The sequence below is a fragment of the Proteus vulgaris genome, from assembly GCF_023100685.1.
In the GTDB taxonomy this organism is placed as follows: Bacteria; Pseudomonadota; Gammaproteobacteria; order Enterobacterales; family Enterobacteriaceae; genus Proteus.
Genome location: NZ_CP090064.1, coordinates 1 through 21,580, shown reverse-complemented (window position 1 = coordinate 21,580; position 21,580 = coordinate 1). Strand labels below are relative to the sequence as shown.

At 39.5% G+C, this 21,580-nt stretch carries 21 protein-coding genes; 7 read left to right on the top strand and 14 right to left on the bottom strand.

Annotated features, from left to right (window positions below; all coding sequences use genetic code 11):
• Nucleotide 1: 1 nt before the first annotated feature.
• The 5 genes from LW139_RS00105 to radC all read right to left on the bottom strand — a co-directional run bounded on the left by LW139_RS00105 (nt 2) and on the right by radC (nt 3,830).
• Nucleotides 2-1,003 (bottom strand): glycosyltransferase family 9 protein, encoded by a 1,002-nt coding sequence (locus LW139_RS00105; protein WP_247850466.1) that lies wholly within the window; start codon nt 1,001-1,003, stop codon nt 2-4.
• A 215-nt stretch (nt 1,004-1,218) separates the two neighbouring features.
• A complete protein-coding gene (locus LW139_RS00100; protein WP_247850465.1) occupies nt 1,219-2,346 on the bottom strand; it encodes a glycosyltransferase family 4 protein in 1,128 nt (375 codons plus the stop codon).
• Between the two features lie 149 nt (nt 2,347-2,495).
• Nucleotides 2,496-2,663, bottom strand: a complete 168-nt coding sequence (rpmG, locus tag LW139_RS00095) for a 50S ribosomal protein L33 (RefSeq protein WP_006534250.1) — start codon at nt 2,661-2,663, stop codon at nt 2,496-2,498.
• Nucleotides 2,664-2,674: 11 nt separating this feature from the next.
• The gene (gene rpmB, locus LW139_RS00090) at nt 2,675-2,911 is read right to left on the bottom strand and encodes a 50S ribosomal protein L28 (protein WP_036914542.1); all 237 of its coding nucleotides are present in this window, start codon (nt 2,909-2,911) and stop codon (nt 2,675-2,677) included.
• Nucleotides 2,912-3,158: 247 nt separating this feature from the next.
• Complete coding sequence (gene radC, locus LW139_RS00085) at nt 3,159-3,830, bottom strand: RadC family protein (protein WP_247850464.1); 672 nt, start codon at nt 3,828-3,830, stop codon at nt 3,159-3,161.
• 296 nt (nt 3,831-4,126) lie between these two features.
• Here radC and coaBC point away from each other — a divergent pair, with 296 nt between their 5' ends.
• The 3 genes from coaBC to slmA all read left to right on the top strand — a co-directional run bounded on the left by coaBC (nt 4,127) and on the right by slmA (nt 6,495).
• Nucleotides 4,127-5,338: a bifunctional phosphopantothenoylcysteine decarboxylase/phosphopantothenate--cysteine ligase CoaBC gene (gene coaBC / locus LW139_RS00080; protein ID WP_166539291.1), complete on the top strand. Its 1,212-nt coding sequence runs from the start codon at nt 4,127-4,129 to the stop codon at nt 5,336-5,338.
• Complete coding sequence (gene dut / locus LW139_RS00075) at nt 5,322-5,780, top strand: dUTP diphosphatase (protein WP_109409849.1); 459 nt, start codon at nt 5,322-5,324, stop codon at nt 5,778-5,780. Before coaBC ends, dut begins: the two co-directional genes overlap by 17 nt.
• A gap of 112 nt (nt 5,781-5,892) precedes the next feature.
• Nucleotides 5,893-6,495 carry a nucleoid occlusion factor SlmA gene (gene slmA / locus LW139_RS00070; RefSeq protein ID WP_166539290.1) on the top strand — a complete coding sequence of 201 codons (603 nt, stop codon included), beginning with the start codon at nt 5,893-5,895 and terminating at the stop codon, nt 6,493-6,495.
• A 307-nt stretch (nt 6,496-6,802) separates the two neighbouring features.
• Here slmA and pyrE read toward each other — a convergent pair whose 3' ends face one another.
• Nucleotides 6,803-7,447, bottom strand: a complete 645-nt coding sequence (pyrE, locus tag LW139_RS00065; protein ID WP_166539289.1) for an orotate phosphoribosyltransferase — start codon at nt 7,445-7,447, stop codon at nt 6,803-6,805.
• Nucleotides 7,448-7,527: 80 nt separating this feature from the next.
• Nucleotides 7,528-8,244: a ribonuclease PH gene (rph, locus tag LW139_RS00060; RefSeq protein ID WP_072070469.1), complete on the bottom strand. Its 717-nt coding sequence runs from the start codon at nt 8,242-8,244 to the stop codon at nt 7,528-7,530.
• Nucleotides 8,245-8,369: 125 nt separating this feature from the next.
• Here rph and LW139_RS00055 point away from each other — a divergent pair, with 125 nt between their 5' ends.
• A complete protein-coding gene (locus tag LW139_RS00055) occupies nt 8,370-9,233 on the top strand; it encodes a YicC/YloC family endoribonuclease (protein WP_247850463.1) in 864 nt (287 codons plus the stop codon).
• Between the two features lie 102 nt (nt 9,234-9,335).
• On the opposite strand, the gene murQ is transcribed toward LW139_RS00055, so the two are convergent.
• Entirely contained in the window at nt 9,336-10,235 is a 900-nt protein-coding gene (murQ, locus tag LW139_RS00050; RefSeq protein WP_247850462.1) for an N-acetylmuramic acid 6-phosphate etherase, read from the bottom strand.
• Between the two features lie 105 nt (nt 10,236-10,340).
• On the opposite strand from murQ, the gene LW139_RS00045 reads away from it, so the two are divergent.
• The gene (locus LW139_RS00045) at nt 10,341-11,078 is read left to right on the top strand and encodes a tetratricopeptide repeat protein (protein WP_247850461.1); all 738 of its coding nucleotides are present in this window, start codon (nt 10,341-10,343) and stop codon (nt 11,076-11,078) included.
• A gap of 90 nt (nt 11,079-11,168) precedes the next feature.
• Here LW139_RS00045 and LW139_RS00040 read toward each other — a convergent pair whose 3' ends face one another.
• Nucleotides 11,169-11,627 carry a GNAT family N-acetyltransferase gene (locus tag LW139_RS00040; RefSeq protein WP_247850460.1) on the bottom strand — a complete coding sequence of 153 codons (459 nt, stop codon included), beginning with the start codon at nt 11,625-11,627 and terminating at the stop codon, nt 11,169-11,171.
• Nucleotides 11,628-11,754: 127 nt separating this feature from the next.
• Between LW139_RS00040 and LW139_RS00035 the strand changes: the two genes are divergently transcribed.
• Nucleotides 11,755-13,242, top strand: a complete 1,488-nt coding sequence (locus tag LW139_RS00035) for a PLP-dependent aminotransferase family protein (RefSeq protein ID WP_247850459.1) — start codon at nt 11,755-11,757, stop codon at nt 13,240-13,242.
• 55 nt (nt 13,243-13,297) lie between these two features.
• Here LW139_RS00035 and LW139_RS00030 read toward each other — a convergent pair whose 3' ends face one another.
• Entirely contained in the window at nt 13,298-13,867 is a 570-nt protein-coding gene (locus tag LW139_RS00030; RefSeq protein ID WP_166539283.1) for a class I SAM-dependent methyltransferase, read from the bottom strand.
• Between the two features lie 473 nt (nt 13,868-14,340).
• On the opposite strand from LW139_RS00030, the gene asd reads away from it, so the two are divergent.
• On the top strand, nt 14,341-15,447 hold the full coding sequence (gene asd / locus LW139_RS00025) for an aspartate-semialdehyde dehydrogenase (protein ID WP_247850458.1): 1,107 nt from the start codon (nt 14,341-14,343) through the stop codon (nt 15,445-15,447).
• 89 nt (nt 15,448-15,536) lie between these two features.
• On the opposite strand, the gene gyrB is transcribed toward asd, so the two are convergent.
• From gyrB to dnaA, 4 genes are read right to left on the bottom strand one after another with little or no spacing between them, the layout of a single operon-like run.
• Nucleotides 15,537-17,951, bottom strand: coding sequence for a DNA topoisomerase (ATP-hydrolyzing) subunit B (gene gyrB, locus LW139_RS00020; RefSeq protein ID WP_166539282.1), 2,415 nt, complete (start codon nt 17,949-17,951; stop codon nt 15,537-15,539).
• A 20-nt stretch (nt 17,952-17,971) separates the two neighbouring features.
• Entirely contained in the window at nt 17,972-19,060 is a 1,089-nt protein-coding gene (gene recF / locus LW139_RS00015) for a DNA replication/repair protein RecF (RefSeq protein ID WP_072070479.1), read from the bottom strand.
• Nucleotides 19,061-19,071: 11 nt separating this feature from the next.
• Complete coding sequence (dnaN, locus tag LW139_RS00010; protein ID WP_166539281.1) at nt 19,072-20,175, bottom strand: DNA polymerase III subunit beta; 1,104 nt, start codon at nt 20,173-20,175, stop codon at nt 19,072-19,074.
• Nucleotides 20,176-20,179: 4 nt separating this feature from the next.
• Nucleotides 20,180-21,580 carry a chromosomal replication initiator protein DnaA gene (gene dnaA, locus LW139_RS00005; protein ID WP_247850457.1) on the bottom strand — a complete coding sequence of 467 codons (1,401 nt, stop codon included), beginning with the start codon at nt 21,578-21,580 and terminating at the stop codon, nt 20,180-20,182.

Genomic DNA, 21,580 nt, shown 5'->3' with positions numbered 1-21,580 from the left:
ATTACTTTTTCACCTTCATTCCATCAATGATATTACGCACTGCATTCCACACTTCTTCAACTGATATTTCAGCCATATTGTCTTCGCGACGAGCATTTTCCAACGAGGTTGGGTGTTGGATAACCTGACAACAAGAATGTTGTAATGGCGCTAAATAGCATCCTGGGTGATAGCTATGGTATAACGCCACCATTGGGATATCTAAAGCCCCGGCTAAATGTGTAGGCCCTGTATCTACCCCTACATAAAGCGATAAATTCGCCATAATTGCCGCATTTTGTCGCATTGAAACTTGACCAGCTAAGGCTAAACAGCGCTCTTCACCCATTTTTTTAGCTAAATCAATGGAGAGTTGTTCACTTTCCTTACTACCTAATAGCAAGAAATACGTACTCGCGTCATGGGAAATTATCTGCTTTGCTAATTGTAGAAAATTTTCCACCGGCCAATCTCTATAGGCCTTAGCCGGAAAGCTCTGTAATTGAAAACCAATAATATTCTTATTAATTAATGAATTATCTTTTAAAAATTGTTGTGCAAAACTCGCTTCTTCATCACTGATAAAGTAACGTAACTGCCAACAACTCGGATAAATCCCTAACACATTAATTAATAAGGCACGTTCTTTTTGTGCAACCAGCGGCAATTTGGGACGTTCAACCCAAGTCACATCAGTTTGCTGTTGCGACTTATCAGAAAAAGCCACAGTATGGTGAGATTGACGACGTGCATAGTTCACCAACTCACTATCATTGCCATATACTAGCGCTAAATCATAAGGCTTATGAGGTAACCAGCCTGCCCAAATAGCTCTTTTTTTAGAAAAATGTCTAATACAATCAATATCAGGATTATGCTCAAGAATGCATGCACTACGTTTATGTGCAAGCACATGAATATGAGCATTAGGCCAACGCTGTTTTAATGCATGGATAACCGGTGTGATAAGTAATGTATCACCGAAACGGGCTATCGCTATAACCAATATATTATTTGGATCCATATGCTTTTTATTTGGCTTAAATGATACATTTACTTCTCAGACTATACACTAAAAAGTATTACAAATATTCATCAATAAGATGAATACACTAAGTTATAATAGAGACTCTAAGTCATTCAAGGTGTACCTAGTACGAATAAATGTAGTCAACCATACGACAACTTAAAGTATGATGAGTAGAGATAATCGTTTCACGACTTTATTATCAACATTAATCATACTGATTTATTTTTATCGTTAATTGCCTGAATAAAGATCCTTTCCATCTTATCTAGCATATTATCCAAGCCAAATCGTGAAACAGCATGTTCAAGCGCGGCTTTTCCCATCTGTTCACGTAATTGTTCTGAGCCCATTAATTTAGCTAAATGGCTTGTTAGTGCTTCTTGTTCTTGCGGCGCCAATGTAAAACCCGTTTTACCATCAATAACAGCTTCGCTAATAGCTCCCACCGTTGTAGAAACAACCGGTAAACCACAGGCCATTGCTTGCATAATGCCTTGAGGTACACCTTCATTACCAAAAGAAGGTAATGCAAAGAGATCCATTGCATTTAAACAATCAGGCACATCATTACGATTACCTAAAAAGAAAATACTTTGCGCTAATCCCGCATTTTTAACCATTGGCTCTAAATTTTTACGCTGAGGTCCATCACCGACAAAAATTAATTGCCAATCGGGAAACTGCTGATGTAATGATTTCCATGCTTCAACTAAATATTTATGCCCTTTCCACACTCGCATAGTCGCCACTATCCCTAATGTTGGTTTATTAGGGATACCTATTTTCGCTCTGGCATGCTGTTTATCCTGTGGAAAAAAACGTTGCAAATCAATACCAGTAGGTACTGATGTCATTTTTTCTAACGGAAATCGATTATGTTGATGCAGTGTATGACGTAATTTCTCACCTGTTGTCACAATGTGAGCACTAGATGAAAGATAGAGCCAGCGAGTAGGTAGTGAACGAGAAACATCAGTAGAAACATGTCGCGTACGGACAACAACGGGTGAATGGCGTAATGTGGCACAAGAAACAGCTACTAGCCATGCATCGGTAGAGCTGTGAGTATTAATAACATCAAATTGTTGATGATGTAATTTCAGCCACTGACGGAGTGCTTTTAATGCAGAGAGACGTTTTTTTTCAATAGGTAATGTAAAAACATCAATGCCATAATCAGGTGCTGCTTTAGCAATTTTAGATGTTGGGCAGCACACCAGTGCAACTTTATGCCCTCTACGGATCATGCCTTGAGCTTCTGTCAGTATACGAATTTCCTGACCACCCCACCCACAAGATGATTCTGTATGTAATATTGATAACACTGACTTACTCATCCGCAATCCATTCACCTGATGATTCAAAAAGAGCCACAGTATAACTAAAGAGCGAGCGAAGATCACAATAGCTTTACTTTGTTATACTTAGCAGGCTTCAGATAACAAAAAACCCGACACTAAGGTCGGGTTTTTTAAGAAAACTAAAATTATTTAATTTTAGCTTCTTTATAAAGCACATGTTGACGAACAACTGGATCGAATTTTTTCATTTCCAGTTTTTCTGGCATAGTGCGTTTGTTCTTCGTAGTGGTATAGAAGTGACCTGTACCAGCAGAAGAGACGAGTTTAATTTTCTCGCGAATACCTTTAGCCATTTTTCAGCTCCTTAGAACTTCTCACCACGGGCACGTAAATCTGCTAATACAGATTCGATGCCTTTCTTATCAATCACACGCATACCTTTAGCAGATACACGCAGAGTTACGAAACGTTTCTCAGACTCAACCCAGAAACGGTGAGAGTGCAGGTTTGGCAGAAAACGGCGTTTAGTCGCGTTTAATGCGTGAGAGCGGTTGTTTCCACTCACAGGACGCTTGCCGGTAACTTGGCAGACTCGGGACATGTCTATTCTCCAAAAATCTAATCAGCTCGAGCTTTAATATCAGGTTTGACCGCCTCGTCAGGCTTTGGAGCCCATCTCAGCAACTTTTAACGATTGAAAAACTGTGTAAACACCTCAGAAAAAACTTGCTGAGATAGGCTCTTCTCGCCAAACCCAAGATCCTCAAAGGTGGCGTAGTATACGCCCAATGGCCTCAACGCTCAAGACCCGTACAAATAAAGATTGACAATAATTACAAAAATATTTGCTACAACCAACCTCGTTCTGCGAAAGAAACACAATTATCATGCCCTATCACAAGGTGATCCAGTACATTTACACCCACTAATTGACAAGCAACAAAAATTTTTTCTGTTATTTCTTTATCTGCGAGACTTGGTTCGCAAATACCAGAAGGGTGATTATGAGCAAGAATAATAGATGTTGCATTCTTTTTTATTGATTGACGAACAATTTCTCTGGGATGAACTTCTACTCGATTAATTGTACCTTTAAACATCTCTTCAAATGCAATCAATTGATTTTGATTATCAAGAAACAGTACCACAAACACTTCTCTGTCTCGCCAATGCAATAATTTTTGTAAGTAATGCTTTGTATCTTCTGAAGAAGATAATACATTTTTATACATAAATTGTGTTGTGGAAAAGCGCTGTGCCATCTCATTAATCGCTTGTAGCTGGGTAAATTTACCGATCCCTACACCTTTAAAGCGCCCTAACGTTTCATAATCAGCATTAATAACATGATAAAGAGAACCACACTCTTTAAGTAAAAAAGCCGCCAATTCTAATACAGATTTTTCATAAGTGCCGGTGCGTAAAAAAAGCGCAAGTAACTCAATATCCGAAAGGGATCCCACGCCATAAAGTAACAATTTCTCTCTGGGTAAAAGCGCACTAACCGATTGATTTTCCATCCTTGGGCTCCTTATTAAGTAAAGGTTTTAGGGTTAGTAATTGATTTTATTTACATTAATCGCATTATTGTTTTTTCATTGCACATCATAAAACGCCAATCATAAAACAACTGTTGTTTTATACAGTCAATTTACTATAAACTGCTTATATTGTATGAAAAAGACACATATCAAAATTGTGCGAGATGACCCACAAAAATTTAATCAATAAAACATGAAGTTACATAGAATTCCGAATTCACGGATACCTTGTGGTAAAATTGCGGACAATTATTTATGTACTTAGGCATTTCATCATGACTACACTTCACAACAAAAAGATTATTCTTGGTATTAGTGGTGGTATTGCGGCCTATAAAGCACCTGAACTTGTCCGCCGTTTACGTGATAAAGGTGCTATTGTCCGTGTTGTAATGACACCTGCGGCACATGCTTTTGTCACACCATTATCATTACAAGCCGTTTCTGGCTTCCCTGTAGCAGATGACTTACTTGATCCTGCAGCAGAAGCCGCTATGGGGCATATTGAATTAGGCAAATGGGCTGATTTAATTCTACTTGCACCCGCTACTGCCGATCTTATTGCACGTTTGCGAGTGGGTATGGCAAATGATTTACTCACCACACTCTGTTTAGCGAGTAGCGCACCGATTGCCATTGCTCCAGCAATGAACCAGCAAATGTACAGAGCCACAATTACACAAGAAAATTTATCCGCTTTAGAGCAACGTGGCTGTTTAATTTGGGGGCCTGACTCTGGTAGTCAAGCTTGTGGTGATGTAGGGCCGGGACGAATGCTCGATCCTTTAGAGCTCGTCGCATTAGCTGAAAAACAACTTACTTTACAGCAACAAGATTTGGCGGGTAAAAAAATTACAATCACCGCAGGGCCTACTCGTGAAGCGCTAGATCCGGTACGTTTTATCAGCAACCATAGCTCTGGAAAAATGGGCTTTGCAATTGCACAAGCAGCCGCACTACGTGGAGCTGATGTCACACTTATCGCAGGCCCTGTCACATTACCGACACCCGCTTGTGTTAAACGTATCGACGTTGAAAGCGCACAAGACATGTATGAACAAGTGATGATGCTAGCGCCTTCACAAGATATTTTTATTGGTTGTGCAGCCGTTGCAGATTATCGCGCTAAACTTATTGCGACTGAAAAAATTAAAAAACAAGGTGATGAAGTCACCATCACTATGGTAAAAAACCCCGATATTGTCGCCAGTGTCGGAAAAATGATTGAGCACCGTCCTTTTGTTGTTGGATTTGCAGCCGAAACCCAGAATGTGGAAGAATATGCCCGCAAAAAACGAGAACAGAAACAGCTCGATTTAATCTGTGCCAATGATGTTTCATTAGAAAATCAAGGCTTTAACAGTGACAACAATGCATTACACCTTATTTGGGCTAATGGAGAAACGCGTTTACCACACAGTAGTAAAGCACAACTTAGCCATCGCCTACTTGACGAGATAGCCAAACACTATGATGAAAAAAATTGATGTTAAAATTCTTGATGCTCGTATTGGTCAAGAATATCCACTTCCTGCTTATGCCACAACAGGCTCTGCTGGTTTAGATTTACGTGCTTGCCTTGATGCACCATTGGTACTTGAACCAGGGCAAACTGAATTATTACCGACAGGTCTCGCTGTACATATTGCCGATGAAGGTTTAGCAGCAATGGTGCTTCCTCGTTCAGGCTTGGGCCATAAACACGGTGTTGTATTAGGTAACTTAGTTGGACTGATTGATTCTGACTACCAAGGTCAATTGATGGTGTCAGTTTGGAATCGTGGGCAGAAGGCGTTCACCATCGAACCAGGCGAGCGTATTGCTCAGATGGTTATCGTACCTGTCGTTCAAGCTGAATTTAATATTGTTGAAGATTTTACCGCAACGGAACGTGGTAGCGGTGGCTTTGGTCACTCCGGCCGCCAATAATAACGACGTCTTGCATTCATTATATCAATGACGATATCACTCCCTTTGCACTTAAAATTTGAGTGCAAAGGTTTACTGATTTGTTTTGCTTTTAGCAGGGGCCTTATCAGTCATGGCAGAAGAAAAAGAAACCAAAAAGAAAAGAAATAGACGGGATGAAATCTTACAATCACTTGCTCAAATGTTAGAGTCAAGTGATGGTAGCCAACGCATTACAACGGCAAAACTAGCTGCAACTGTCGGCGTATCTGAAGCGGCACTCTATCGACATTTCCCAAGTAAGACAAAAATGTTTGATAGTTTGATTGAGTTTATCGAAGATAGCTTAGTTTCTCGTATTAATTTGATCTTAAAAGATGAAAAAGAAACAATAGCCAGAATTCGCTTAATTCTCATCTTGATCCTCGGTTTTGCTGAAAAAAATCCAGGGCTATCCCGTATTTTAACGGGTCATGCTTTGATGTTTGAGCAAGACAGATTACAAGGCCGCATAAATCAACTTTATGAGCGTATTGAAGTTCAGCTTCGACAAGTTATCAAAGAGCGAAAAATTCGTGAAGGTAGTGCATTTTTACATGATGAAGCCTTACTTGCTTCACAACTACTCGCTTTTTGTGAAGGTATGTTAGCGCGTTTTGTGCGTACTGAATTTCGTTATCAACCGACCCTGGAATTTGAAGCTCGCTGGCCATTAATATTGGCACAATTACAATGAAATGATGGACTCGTGATTTAACTCAAGAATTTGAAATTGACATATATGCCGTTTTTTTCTTATTTGTGTTAACATGCGTCCTCTGGTACATAAGTACCTCAATGTATTTATCAGGAATGGCATTTGTGCAATTCCTACATTGTGGCATTAGCGAATCGCTTTGCCCCTGCTGTAAAAGTCCTTTTTATATTTCAATATCTGTGGTAATTATCACAGAAGATTCATTGTACTACTCACCCCGCCCATTATTGGGCGAGGGCTTTTTTTTACCTATAATCAACCATTTATTTATCGTATTTTAACTTTATTAATTAACGCCATAGCGCTCACGATAAGCTTTAACTGCAGGTAAATGCTCAGATAACGTTTCACTCTCACTTAGGTAGTTAATTAAATCATCTAGAGTAATAATCGAATACACTTGGCATTGATAGTCACGTTTTAACTCTTGTATTGCAGAAAGTTCTTCTCGCCCTTTCTCTTGTCTATCCAAGCTTAATAACACAGCAGAAAGCGTTGCATCATGCTGTTTAATAATTTCCATTGATTCACGAATAGCTGTACCTGCTGTGATAACATCATCAACAATCACAACATCACCTTTTAAAGGACTTCCTACTAATGTTCCCCCTTCACCATGATCTTTCGCTTCCTTACGATTAAAGCAATAAGGAATATCAATATCATGATGTTCAACTAATGCGACTGCCGTTGTAGTTGCAATGGGGATACCTTTATAAGCAGGCCCAAACAACACGTCACAAGGCACATTATTATCTAATAATGTTTGCGCATAGAATTGCCCCAGTAAAGCCAAATCACGCCCTGTATTAAATAAACCGGCATTAAAAAAGTAAGGACTCACTCGTCCTGATTTTAGTGTGAACTCACCAAATTTCAGCACATTTTTTGCTAATGCTAGTTCGATAAAGCGGCGTTGGTAGGCTTTCATTTTTTTCTCCTCTCTACGTTACTTGATGACAAATTTTAGGCATAAAAAAGGCGACTTTTCAGTCGCCTTAAATATAAAATCTATTGCTTAAGCGCCTCTTTTTGCGCTTCAAATATCTTCTCTAATCCCCCCTTCGCTAGGGCGAGTAAAGCAAGTAATTCTTCATGGCTAAATGGGGCGCCTTCTGCCGTACCTTGAACTTCAATCATACGACCATCATCAATCATCACCACATTCATATCAGTTTCTGCTGCAGAATCTTCAACATATTCAAGATCGCATAATGGTTCACCATCAACAATACCCACAGAAACTGCAGCTACCATTGATTTTAGAGGGCTTTTTTTCAGCTTACCTTCTTCAACCATTTTATTTAATGCATCAACTAATGCTACGCAAGCACCAGAGATAGACGCAGTACGTGTACCACCATCAGCTTGAATAACATCACAATCAACAGTGATGGTATATTCACCCAATGCTTTTAAATCAACCGCTGCACGTAATGAACGAGCAATTAAACGCTGAATTTCCATAGTACGGCCGGTTTGTTTACCGCGAGCCGCTTCGCGTGCATTACGGCTATTGGTGGCACGAGGCAACATACCGTATTCTGCGGTCACCCATCCTTGCCCTTGTCCTTTAAGAAAACGTGGTACACCGTCTTCTACAGTGGCGTTACACAAGACTTTAGTATCACCAAACTCAACTAATACAGAACCTTCAGCATGTTTTGTATAATGGCGAGTTATGGTAATAGGACGTACTTGGTCTGCTTGTCTGTCTGCTGGACGCATGGTGTTATCTCCGCTTTCTCTGACATATTGGGGGCGCATTATACGACCTAAAATGGCTTATGCCTATCCTGTATCGATGCCTAGGGTTATAATCGTATCATCTTTTACACTATTGAGACCCTATTATGATCCGTAGCATGACCGCTTTTGCTCGCCGAGACATCAAAAAAGACTGGGGTAGCGCTGCATGGGAACTGCGTTCCGTAAACCAACGTTACCTTGAAACTTATATTCGTTTACCTGAGCAATTACGTAGTTTAGAACCCGTTATTCGTGAACGTCTACGTAATCGCTTAACCCGTGGTAAAATTGAATGTAATTTACGCTTTGATCTTAACGCTCGTTTTCAAGGTGAACTTAATCTTGATGAAAATTTGGCAAAACAACTGATTGTTTCTGCCAACTGGGTAAAAAGCCACAGCCATGAAGGCACTATCAGCCCATTTGATATTTTACGTTGGCCAGGTGTTATCTCAGCACAAGAGCAAGATTTAGATGCCATTGGTACTGAGCTTTTAGCTGAATTAGATTTAGCAATTGACGCATTTATTGCTAGTCGTGAAGCCGAAGGCCAATCACTCAAGGAACTTATCGAGCAACGCTTAGATGCAGTTAGCGCAGAAGTGGTGAAAGTGAAAGCCCAAATGCCAGAAATCTTACTTTGGCAACGTGAGCGCTTAACCAGCAAATTAGAAGAAGCTCTAGTTCAAATTGATAATAATCGCTTAGAGCAAGAGTTAGTGATGTTAGCGCAACGTTTAGATGTTGCTGAAGAGCTTGATAGATTAGAAGCTCACGTTAAAGAAACACGCAAAATTCTTGTGAAAAAGGAAGCGGTAGGTCGTCGTCTTGATTTTATGATGCAAGAATTTAACCGTGAATCTAATACGTTAGCCTCAAAATCAATTAATACAGAAGTCACTAATTCAGCCATTGAATTAAAAGTTTTAATTGAACAAATGCGCGAGCAGATCCAAAACATTGAGTAAGATTTCTTAGCTGTTTACAACCCATCACCAAGCCAGTAGATACCTTGTATTTGCTGGCTTTAATCAAGAATAAAATTTAACTCTCTATTTAATAAATGAAAATCACTCACCCAATGCCTTTCTAATAAATCCTTTGTTTTGATTAAGTATCTGTGTGGCTTGCGGTGCATCTACATTTGCTAGGATCATTAAAATTGCCGTTTTACAATGACGATGACATTGTGATAACGCTTCTTCAGCGATAGTTCTTTCACACTCGGTTGCTTGCATCACAATACGAATTTGGCGTTCAACCAATTTGGCATTGGTCGCTTCAACATCCACCATTAAATTACTAAATACCTTGCCAATCTTTATCATCGCACCTGTGGTTATCATATTTAAGATAAGTTTTTGTGCTGTACCCGCTTTCATACGTGATGATCCGGTTATCACTTCAGCACCCACAACTGGTGTAATAGCAATATCAGCAAGTTTGGCAATCGGGCTTTCAGGATTACAACTAATCGCTCCCGTTATCGCCCCGAGTGATTTTGCATACTGTAAAGCGCCCATCACATAAGGTGTTCTACCACTTGCAGCAATACCCACTAAAACATCTTTCTCGTTAAAATTAAGCTGGCGTAAATCTTGTTCGCCTAATTGAATATTGTCTTCTGCATTCTCGACAGCTTGTAAAATAGCCTTGTGTCCACCCGCAATTAATCCAATCACCATTTCATGAGGAGTACCGTAGGTTGGCGGGCATTCACTGGCATCTAAAATCCCTAATCGCCCCGACGTACCAGCGCCACAATAAATAAGACGACCACCTTGAGAAAAAGCGGTCGCAACTTTATCAACTAATTGAACAATCTCAGGTAACGTTTTTTCGACGGCTAATGGTACTTTTTTATCTTCATTATTAATGACACTTAGCATATCCAACGTTGAAAGCGTATCGATATTCTCACTGTCATGATTCCTACTTTCAGTCACTAGATTGCTAAGATCAATAGCCATTTTGGCTCTCCCAATATTATTCATATGATTAAGTCGAAGAAATTAACTGCTTTTATACCATTATTATTGGTAAGATTTTCAAAATCATTACAAACGGTACTCTACATGACATTTATTAAATATATTTCGACTCTTATCAGCCTACTTACTCTTGTTTGCTCGTTTTCTTTACATGCTAATTTTGAAGAGCAAGATAAAAGAAAATTTGAAGATACTCGCAAAGAAGCACTAAACCATAATGCACAAGCTCAATATCAATTAGCTGAAATGTATTCGATGGGAGCCGGTGTAGAAAAAAACCTTCTTAATGCACAATTGTGGGCAAATGAAGCAATAAAAAATGATTATGCCGATGCCTACGCACTGCTTGCTGATATTTACTTATTTAATGCCGACCCTTATTTTAAAAATAATTATATCGAAGCAAAAAAATTAGCTACTCTCGCAGTAAATAAAGGAAGCATAAGAGGAAAAATAAGTTTAGCAACAGCTCTTATTGCGCCATTATCTGGAGAAACAGATCACAAAAAAGCGATTGTATTATTAGAAGAAGTCGCAGCGATTCATCAACCAGAGCTTGTTTACGCTCCGATTTGGTTAGGTGTTCTTTATAGTGGGGTTGGCAATGTGCCTGTAGATACAGAAAAAGCGAATATATGGTTTGCAAAAGCTAATGAAATGACTTTTGAAGGATTCGCTCAAGCAATGGCTTCTTTTATGTTCTCTGGCCAATATCATATTATTGAGCCTAACAAGCAAAAAGCAGATGAATTAATGAAACAGGCTTGTGAAGAAGCAAAAAAAGTTGGCAATGAGTTTTATTGCCAACAAGAGTTTAATTAACCCAAAATCAAATAAATAACCCTAACTCAGAAAAGAGATGGTAAATATCGCCATCTCTTTTATACCCGGCCTGTCCTATCTAACATTCTTTTATAGCGCCATACGGTATTCAATCACACCCGGTTTTTCTGCTACCCAATTATATAAGCGCTGACCACGTAAATTAGTTTCCTGTGTATGCCAATATAGACGAGCACAATCACGCTGTTTTGCTTGTTGATGAACAAACTCAATAAGTTGCTTACCTACATGGCGACCACGTGTATCTGGTGAAACAAATAAATCTTCTAAATAACAAAAATCACTTTCAGCCCATGTTGAACGATGAAAAAGATAATGAACAAAACCCAATACCTTTTCACCTTCCATTGCTATGGCACAATAAACAGGTTCTTTTTCATCAAAAAAACGTGCCCATGTTTTTAATGTTATCTCTTCTGATAACTCAACTTTATAAAATGCTTGATAACTTAACCAATGTGGCAACCATTGAGCATAATGCTCTTGCTCAACAAACTGGATTGAAACAGTTATTGGTGTTGTGCTCATCTCTTCACTTCCTTCTACTTTCATCAATGCTATAAAAAAGTATCACCTGCCTTTAATCGTGGTCATGGTACGTTTAATTTTGGTTCTCAATAAGGTACACTTTTTGTGTTTTTATAGGATCCACTTTATGAAACAGAAAAAAACTGCGTATTTCCCTAATCTTGTTTTAGAAGAAGGACCCATTGGTTCTCAGGTTTATCACGCGATTAGAAAGGCGATTTTAGATGGGCGCTTAACATCAGGTAGCCGTCTACCATCAAGTCGCACATTAGCCGAAATGATGTCGATTTCTCGTAACTCTGTTATTGCAGGCTTTGAACGTTTAATTGATGAAGGTTATTTATTTACTCGTCGTGGTGCAGGAACTTTTGTTGCAAACACAATCCCAGATGCCATTATTTCGGATAAGTGGGCCAAAACCATCCACTCTATTTCTTCATCACACATCAAAAACCCATTAGAAACACTAAACCCCAATATGCAAAAAGCACACGCTTTTTGGCAACAGTCACAACCCAATATCAATAGCAGTCCTATATTTCATGTTGGCGTTGGCTGTGTGGATCTTTTTCCTCATGAACTTTGGGGAAGATTATTAGGGCGGGTTTGGCGACAATCAAAAAAAGCACTCGCAACATTTAATTCGCCAACAGGCTACACTCCTTTAAAAGAGATGATATGCCAATATGTTCAATCAACTCGAGGGCTCACTTGTCAGCCTGAGCAAATCATTATTGTAAATGGTACGCAGCAAGCGATAAATCTCACCACTAGAGTACTATTACAAGAGGGAGATACCGTTTGGCTAGATGATCCTGGTTATGACAGTGCTCGGGGTATCTTCACTTCTTATGGTATAAAACCACATCCAATAAGTTCAGATATTGATGGAATGGATATTTCTCAAGGAATAGCGCAGTGCCCTGAAGCAAAACTTGTTTTTACCACACCTTCTCATCAATTCCCTTTGGGTAATACGCTCTCACTTTCACGCCGTATTGCGTTGTTAGAGTGGGCATCATCCAATAATGTATGGATCTTTGAAGATGACTATAACAGTGAGTTTCGCTATCACACTAAACCTATCCAATCCCTACAAGGGTTAGATAAATATCAGCGAGTTGTCTATGCTGGAACATTTTCAAAAATGATGTATCCCGGATTTCGTTTAGGTTTTTTAGTCGTACCTCAAGCCTTAATCGAAGCCTTTAAAGTCGCTAAATACTACACCGATTCACATTCAGGTTTTCTAGAACAAGCAACATTAGCGCTATTTATGTCTCAAGGGCATTACGCCCGCCATGTAAGAAGAATAAGAAAAACCTGCTATGAACGTTATCAAGTGTTAACTAATGCTATAAAAACACATTTATCTCATGTTTTTCATGTTGAGCCCACGGATTCGGGCATCCATATTGTCTGCTGGCTAAAATCAGGTTATACAGAAGAATATGTCGTTAAAAAAGCGCGAGAAATAGGATTAGCCATACAGCCTTTGGCGCGTTACTGTATTCAAACATATCCAAAGAAAGGTGTTTTATTAGGATATGCTGCTCATAATCCAAATGAAATTGAAAAGAGTATTATCTTGCTTGCTCAAACTTTATCTAAATAAATAACATCTATTCTTATTTGTTATTTGCAATATAAAAAGCGAGCAAGCCTTGCATTTACCCTATATTATTTTTAGGCGTGCAATAATAAACCCAAGCAGGAGGAACATTAAGCAAGACTAATTTCTTTTCTAAATGAAAATAACGAGATAACGTTTTTTCATATCGAGTAGTATATTGAAATAACACAAAACAACCTTGTGTTTTTAATAACTCTTTATGCACTCGTTTTAAAATTCTTAAGCCTGTTTTCTTTGGTATAGATAAAAAAGGTAATCCTGAAATAATCATATTATAATGACTGTCTAATTTCTCCGCAGATGCAGTGTAAACCTTTAATCGATTATCATCGATTTTATCTAATTCTGTTGCAAAACTAGGTTCTATTTCAAAAACATCTAATGAGGAACTCACCGACATTCTTTTTAAAATTTGTTGGGTAATAACCCCTGTGCCAGCACCTAATTCAGCAACTTGAATGTCCTGTTGCCAATTGAGTTTATCCAGCATTTCATAACATAACCAACGAGATGAAGGCGCGATAGTACCCATCGTGGTTGGTGAAATCACAAACCGTTTTAAATACGAGTAGTACGTAGATAATGGAATGACTGTTGATATATCCATTTCGCCTCCTAACACCACTTAATAAGCGGTAAAATAAAATTCAAATAAAATGAAGAACCTTCATCATTATTTTTTATTTATGAAAATACATCATCTATTAAACAGTAGCATTTAGTATAAAGCTTGGAGTGACCTCTAAGTAAATACGTTTTTCTTATATATTACACTATTTTACATTTTTCTATTTTTACTCTATTTTCTTAAACAAGAATATATTTTTGTTTATCCAAAAAAACAAAATAAGATATAACAGAATATTCTTACATTTTTATGGCGAACCTATTTTCTTTTTTAACAACTCATTGATATTTGTTCGTTCTGTGGCTTTCTTTTGTTAACTCTACGAAGACTATAAGAAACACTTCTAATTCTTTGGTAAATAATCAATAAATTCACTTGCACCTATCTCTATATTTTGTCAGGTTAGTGTGAGGTCTCTCACTATTCCTACAGACAAAGACAGGGTAATTACAATGAAAAATGTTGGTTTTGTGGGCTGGCGTGGTATGGTCGGCTCCGTTTTAATGCAAAGAATGGTTGAAGAACGTGATTTTGATGGGATAAACCCTGTTTTCTTCACCACATCTCAATTAGGTGAAGCAGCACCTGCTTATGGTAATCACCGTAGCACTCTGCAAGATGCTTATGATATTGATACGCTAGCATCACTCGATATTATTATTAGTTGCCAAGGTGGTGACTATACCAATGAAATCTATCCAAAACTGCGCCAAGCAGGTTGGCAAGGTTACTGGATTGATGCCGCATCTGCATTACGTATGAATGATGATGCTGTGATTATTCTCGATCCTGTCAACGGTCAACATATTCAAGACAGCTTAAACAAAGGCATCAAAGCTTTTGTTGGTGGTAACTGTACGGTCAGTTTAATGCTGATGTCATTAGGGGGTTTATTTACGAACAACTTAGTGGAATGGGCAAGTGTCTCCACCTATCAAGCAGCTTCTGGGGCTGGCGCTCGTCATATGAGAGAGCTACTGTCACAAATGGGTTCTCTACATAATCAAGTAGTAAAAGAGCTTGAAAACCCAGCATCAGCAATCTTAGATATTGAACGCAAAGTCACTAACTTTACACGCAGTGGTGCGATGCCTACTGAACAATTTGGTGTTCCTCTAGCAGGTAGCTTGATCCCTTGGATTGATAAACAATTAGAAAACGGCCAGAGCCGTGAAGAGTGGAAAGGACAAGCTGAAACCAATAAGATTTTAAACACAGGTTCAAATATTATCCCTGTTGATGGTCTTTGTGTTCGTATTGGCGCATTACGCTGCCATAGCCAAGCATTTACTCTAAAACTGAAAAAAGATTTACCTGTTGCTGAAATTGAACAATTACTTGCCAGCCATAACGACTGGGTAAAAGTCATTCCTAATGATCGTGAATTGACTATTAGAGAGTTAACACCTGCCGCAGTTACAGGTACATTGAGCACACCTGTAGGCCGTATTCGTAAACTGAATATGGGCCCTGAATTTATTTCAGCCTTTACTGTCGGTGACCAATTGTTATGGGGTGCCGCAGAGCCTTTACGCCGTATGCTGAATATTCTGCGTTAATCTTTCGATAAAATATCGTCTATAAATATAAAAAAAACCAGCTAATTAAATTAGCTGGTTTTTATTTTTCGTGATGAAATCACACGTAATTAGATATCAATATTTGCCGCTTTCAGCGCATTCTCTTCGATAAAGGCACGGCGAGGTTCAACCGCATCGCCCATTAACGTAGTAAATAGCTCATCCGTTGCAATCGCATCTTTAACGGTTACTTGCATCATACGGCGTGTATCTGGGTTCATGGTGGTTTCCCATAATTGTTCTGGGTTCATTTCCCCAAGACCTTTATAACGCTGTACAGCAAGGCCACGACGAGATTCTTTCGTTAGCCACTCAAGTGCTTCTTCAAAGCTTGAAATCACCTGACGACGCTCTCCACGCTCAATAAACGCACCCTCTTCAATTAGGTTACCAATAATGTCACCTAAATGGGTAATACGTTGATATTCGCTACTGTGGATAAAGTCATAATCCAATTTGTAGTCTGTATCTACACCGTAAGTACGAATACGTAATACAGGTTCGAATAGACGATTTTCATCGTTTTGAGCAATAGTATAGCTATAAGTACTGCCTTGATCTTCCGCTTCATTTAGACGGTTAACCAAGCCACTCATCCACTCTTCGACTTTAGCTTTATCAGATAACGCATCTTCTGTTAGCGTTGAGTGATACACCAAGCTATTTAACATACTCAGTGGATAAATACGCTCCATACGACGAATAATTTTATGTGCAGCATGGTAGTCAACAACCAGTTTTTCAAGTTGCTCACCGTGCATTGCTGGCGCATGTTCACTGATATAAAGTGCTGCACCATCAAGTGCTATCGACATCAGGTATTCGTCCATCGCGTCATCATCTTTGATGTATTGCTCTTGCTTCCCTTTCTTCACTTTGTAAAGTGGTGGTTGAGCAATAAAGATATGACCACGCTCGATAATTTCTGGCATTTGACGATAGAAGAATGTCAGTAGCAGAGTACGAATGTGAGAACCATCGACGTCGGCATCCGTCATGATGATAATGCTGTGATAACGCAGTTTATCTGGGTTATATTCATCGCGACCGATACCACAACCTAATGCTGTGATTAATGTTGCTACTTCTTGAGACGCCAGCATTTTATCAAAACGCGCTTTCTCAACGTTTAGGATTTTACCTTTTAACGGCAAAATAGCCTGCGTTTTACGGTTACGCCCCTGTTTTGCAGAACCGCCCGCAGAGTCCCCTTCCACTAAATACAGTTCAGAGAAAGCAGGATCACGTTCAGAACAGTCTGCTAATTTACCTGGTAAGCCACCTAAATCTAAAGCACCTTTACGACGAGTCATCTCGCGCGCTTTACGCGCAGCTTCACGAGCACGAGCAGCATCAATAATTTTTCCAACAACGATTTTGGCGTCATTTGGATTTTCTAACAGGTATTCCACCAGCTTCTCATTCATCAGCGTTTCTACTGCTGTTTTAACTTCAGAAGAAACCAGCTTATCTTTTGTTTGTGATGAGAATTTAGGATCAGGTACTTTAACAGAGACAACCGCAATCAGACCTTCACGAGCATCATCACCCGTTGCACTGATTTTCGATTTCTTATTAAAACCTTCTTTATCCATATAGTTGTTTAACGTACGTGTCATTGCAGTACGGAAACCAACTAAGTGTGTACCACCATCACGTTGTGGAATATTGTTGGTAAAGCAGTAAACATTCTCTTGGAAACCATCATTCCACAGCATCGCAACTTCTACACCAATATTGTCTTTCTCTGTTGAGAAGTAGAATACATTTTGGTGAATTGGCGTTTTATTACGGCTTAAGTATTCAACAAATGCCTTAATACCGCCTTCGTAGTGGAAATGATCTTCACGGTTATCACGTTTATCAATTAAACGGATAGAAACGCCTGAGTTTAAGAATGACAACTCACGAAGACGTTTTGCTAAAATTTCATACTGGAATTCAGTCTCGCCCTTAAAGGTTTCAAGACTTGGCCAGAAACGAACAAATGTTCCTGATTTTTCGGTATCGCCAATCACTTTTAAGCGATCATCAGGTACACCATGACGATAAATTTGCTGATGGATTTTTCCATCGCGATGAATAGTCAGTTCGAGTTTTTCAGACAACGCATTAACAACAGAAACCCCTACACCATGAAGTCCACCAGAGACTTTATAGGAGTTATCATCGAATTTACCCCCAGCATGCAGAACTGTCATAATAACTTCTGCTGCTGAAACACCCTCTTCTTGGTGAATGCCGGTTGGAATTCCACGACCATCATCTCGAACAGAGACGGAGTTATCTGAATGGATAGTGACAATAATCTCATCACAGAAACCCGCGAGGGCTTCGTCGATTGCGTTGTCGACCACCTCGAAGACCATGTGATGCAGACCGGTTCCATCATCTGTATCCCCGATATACATCCCCGGGCGCTTACGCACCGCATCCAGCCCTTTTAATACTTTGATACTTGAGGAGTCATATGTATTCGACATCAACGTTTCTCGCTTTATTCCTATGGTTTAACCTCTATTTTGCCACGTTCTACGCTAAATAGCCTGCTATTTACATCTAGCATATCTTTCACTTGCCCTTGTGTTATCGCACTGACAAACACCTGAGCTTGCGTAGATTTTAGACGCTCGGCTAACAACTGACGCCGACTTGCATCTAATTCGGAAGCAAAATCATCGAGCAGATACAGGCATCTTTGCCCATTCTTACGAGTGAAATATTCACCTTGTGCCAGTCTCAAAGCACACATCAATAGCTTGAGCTGACCTCGTGACAACATATCTTCTACTGGCGTGCCGTTTGCTCTAATGCGTAGATCTGCCTTATGAGCACCAAGTGAGGTATAGGCTAACATTTTATCACGTTCAAATTGACGTGCTAGCAACTCACCATAATCAGTTTCTTTATCCCAGCCCCGCTGAAAACTGACTTTCAGCGAAAATTCTGGTAAAAACAGACGACACGTTTCTTCAATATCTTTAGCGATATCTTCGGTATATTGAGCTCGCCATTCACTTATCTGTTGCGTTAATAAGATAAGTTCTTTATCCCAAGGCATTAGCTGTCGATAAGACGTTGCTTGCCTTAGTGCCGCATTACGTTGCTTTAAAACACGTTTTAAATCCGACCATGCAGCGAAAAATCGAGGTTCATTATGAAAACAACCCCAATCGATAAACGCGCGACGATATTTAGGTCCACCATTCAGTAAAGTAAAACCTTCAGGTGTAATTAATTGCATGGGTAATAATTTGGCTAATTCTGCAATTTTATGACCATCGCTTCCGTCAATGCGTACCGTGCTATTACCTTCGCGATCTTTACTCAATCCAATCGCATAGCCACGGCTCTCTTCATTAAGCCCACTTAAACGCCCATGAAGAATAAATTCATTTTCATCATGTTGGATCACGCGATTTGCTTGAGAACTACGAAATGCTCGTCCATGTCCTAAGGTGTAAATCGCTTCAAGTATACTTGTTTTACCACTCCCGTTTGGTCCAACAAGAAAATTAAAGCCATCCGCTAATGGCAGATCCGCCTGTTCGATATTTCTAAAATGGCGGATCAATAAACGGGATAAAATCATGTTAGTGACTATTATAAACGCATTGGCATAACAACATAAGCAGCCGCAGAACTTGCCACATTTTCAACTTGAACACTTGAAACGGCATCAGTTAGTAACAGCTTAACTTCTTCACATTTCAATGTATTCAATACATCAAGGAGATAACTGACATTAAAGCCAATTTCCATTTCTTCACCTTGATATTGAACATCAACTATCTCTTCTGCTTCTTCTTGCTCAGGGTTATTTGCTGTAATTTTCAATTGACCGTTGGTGAGGTTTATACGCACACCACGGAATTTTTCATTGGATAAAATTGCAGCACGAGAAAATGCCTGTTTAAGAATATCACAACCCGCAGTCACTGTTTTATTTGGGTTTTTCGGTAATACACGACGATAGTCAGGGAAACGACCATCAACCAACTTCGAGGTAAAAATAAAATCACCGACATGTGCCCGTATATTATTACTACCGATTTGCAGTTGTAGTGAACTTTCACCACCACCATCCAGTAGACGCATTAATTCAATAACACCTTTACGAGGAACAATAACCGAGTGACCCGGTAAAGATTGCCCGATATCCATCGAACATACGGCTAAACGGTGCCCATCTGTTGCAACTGTGCGTAATTCTGTATTTTCAGTTTCAAACAACATACCATTGAGGTAATAACGCACATCTTGATGTGCCATTGAAAACTGAGTGGATTCAATGAGGCGTTTTAATGTTGCTTGAGGCAAGGTAAATTCAACATCACTTTGCCAATCATCTAAGTTAGGAAAATCAGATGCTGGTAAGGTTGATAATGAAAAACGGCTACGACCTGAGCGCACTAAAAGGCGATCACCATCAAGCTCAACACTAATTTCTGCGCCTTCAGGTAACCCACGCCAAATATCAAAAAACTTACGCGCAGGAACAGTTGTGGCGCCAATTTCATGAGATTGGCTGAGGTTAACTCTCGCCACCATCTCCATTTCAAGGTCAGTTCCTGTTAGTGATAAGGTGTTTTCAGTCACCTTAAGCAATAAGTTACCTAAAATAGGTAAGGTAGGACGACCACCCAAAGGGCCACTCACTTGTTGTAGCGGCTTAAGAAGCTGTTCACGTTCAATGATAAATTTCATAGCGCTAGGATGATAATGTTCTGATTAAGTTAGAAAAATCTTCTTTGATATCGTGACTTTCTTCACGCAATTGCTCTATTTTACGACAAGCATGAAGAACAGTTGTATGATCACGACCACCAAAGGCATCCCCGATTTCAGGCAAGCTGTGGTTTGTGAGTTCCTTTGCCAGCGCCATTGCCATTTGCCTCGGACGGGCAACCGATCGGGATCTCCGCTTCGACAGTAAATCGGCCACTTTAATTTTATAATATTCAGCAACTGTTTTTTGAATATTATCGATAGTGACTAATTTTTCTTGTAGAGCGAGTAAATCACGTAATGCTTCACGTACAAAGTCGATAGTAATCGCACGACCTGTAAAATTCGCGTTAGCAATCACTCGGTTTAATGCACCTTCAAGCTCACGGACGTTAGAACGAAGTCTTTTAGCAATAAAAAAGGCCACTTCGTCAGGTAACTGAATTTGATTTTCATCCGCTTTTTTCATCAAAATCGCTACTCGGGTTTCAAGTTCTGGTGGTTCAATCGCCACCGTTAATCCCCAACCAAAGCGTGATTTTAATCTATCTTCAACACCATTAATCTCTTTAGGATAACGGTCTGAGGTTAAAATAATTTGCTGATTACCCTCTAACAATGCATTAAAGGTATGAAAAAATTCTTCTTGTGAACGCTCTTTATTGGCAAAAAATTGAATATCATCAATTAATAGTGCATCCACAGAACGGTAATAGCGTTTAAAGTCTTCTATCGCATTATTTTGTAACGCTTTTACCATATCTTGTACGAAACGTTCAGAATGCATATAAACGACTTTTGCATTCGCTTTACGTTCCATAATGCTGTTACCCACTGCGTGTAACAAGTGCGTTTTACCTAGCCCTGTTCCACCATATAAAAAGAGTGGGTTATAAGCACCACCAGGATTATCAGCAACTTGTCTTGCTGCAGCTCTCGCTAACTGGTTAGACTTACCTTCAACAAAGTTATCAAACTTATGTTTTGGGTTAACGTTAGAGCGATAATTCAGCTCAGGCAGTTGAGACGCGGGTTGATTATCCCAGCTAGGGCGAACGGACTGACTATACGTAGGTGCCGTATTTACTGTCGGATGTACGACAGTTTTAGGAACACTTTCCGGTGTACGTGTCGATGCAGGTTTATTACCCACTTCAAAACGCAAAGAAGGGACTTCAGAGCCACAAAAATCCACTAATAATGCGTTGATATTATTAATGTATTTTTCTCTTACCCAATCTAAAACAAAACGATTAGGTGCATACAGCGCCAGCGTATTATCGCTTAATTCTGCCTGCAAGGGACGTATCCACATACTAAATTCAGTGGCAGGTAACTCATCCTGCAATCGGGCAAGACAATGCTGCCAAAGCGAAAGTGACAC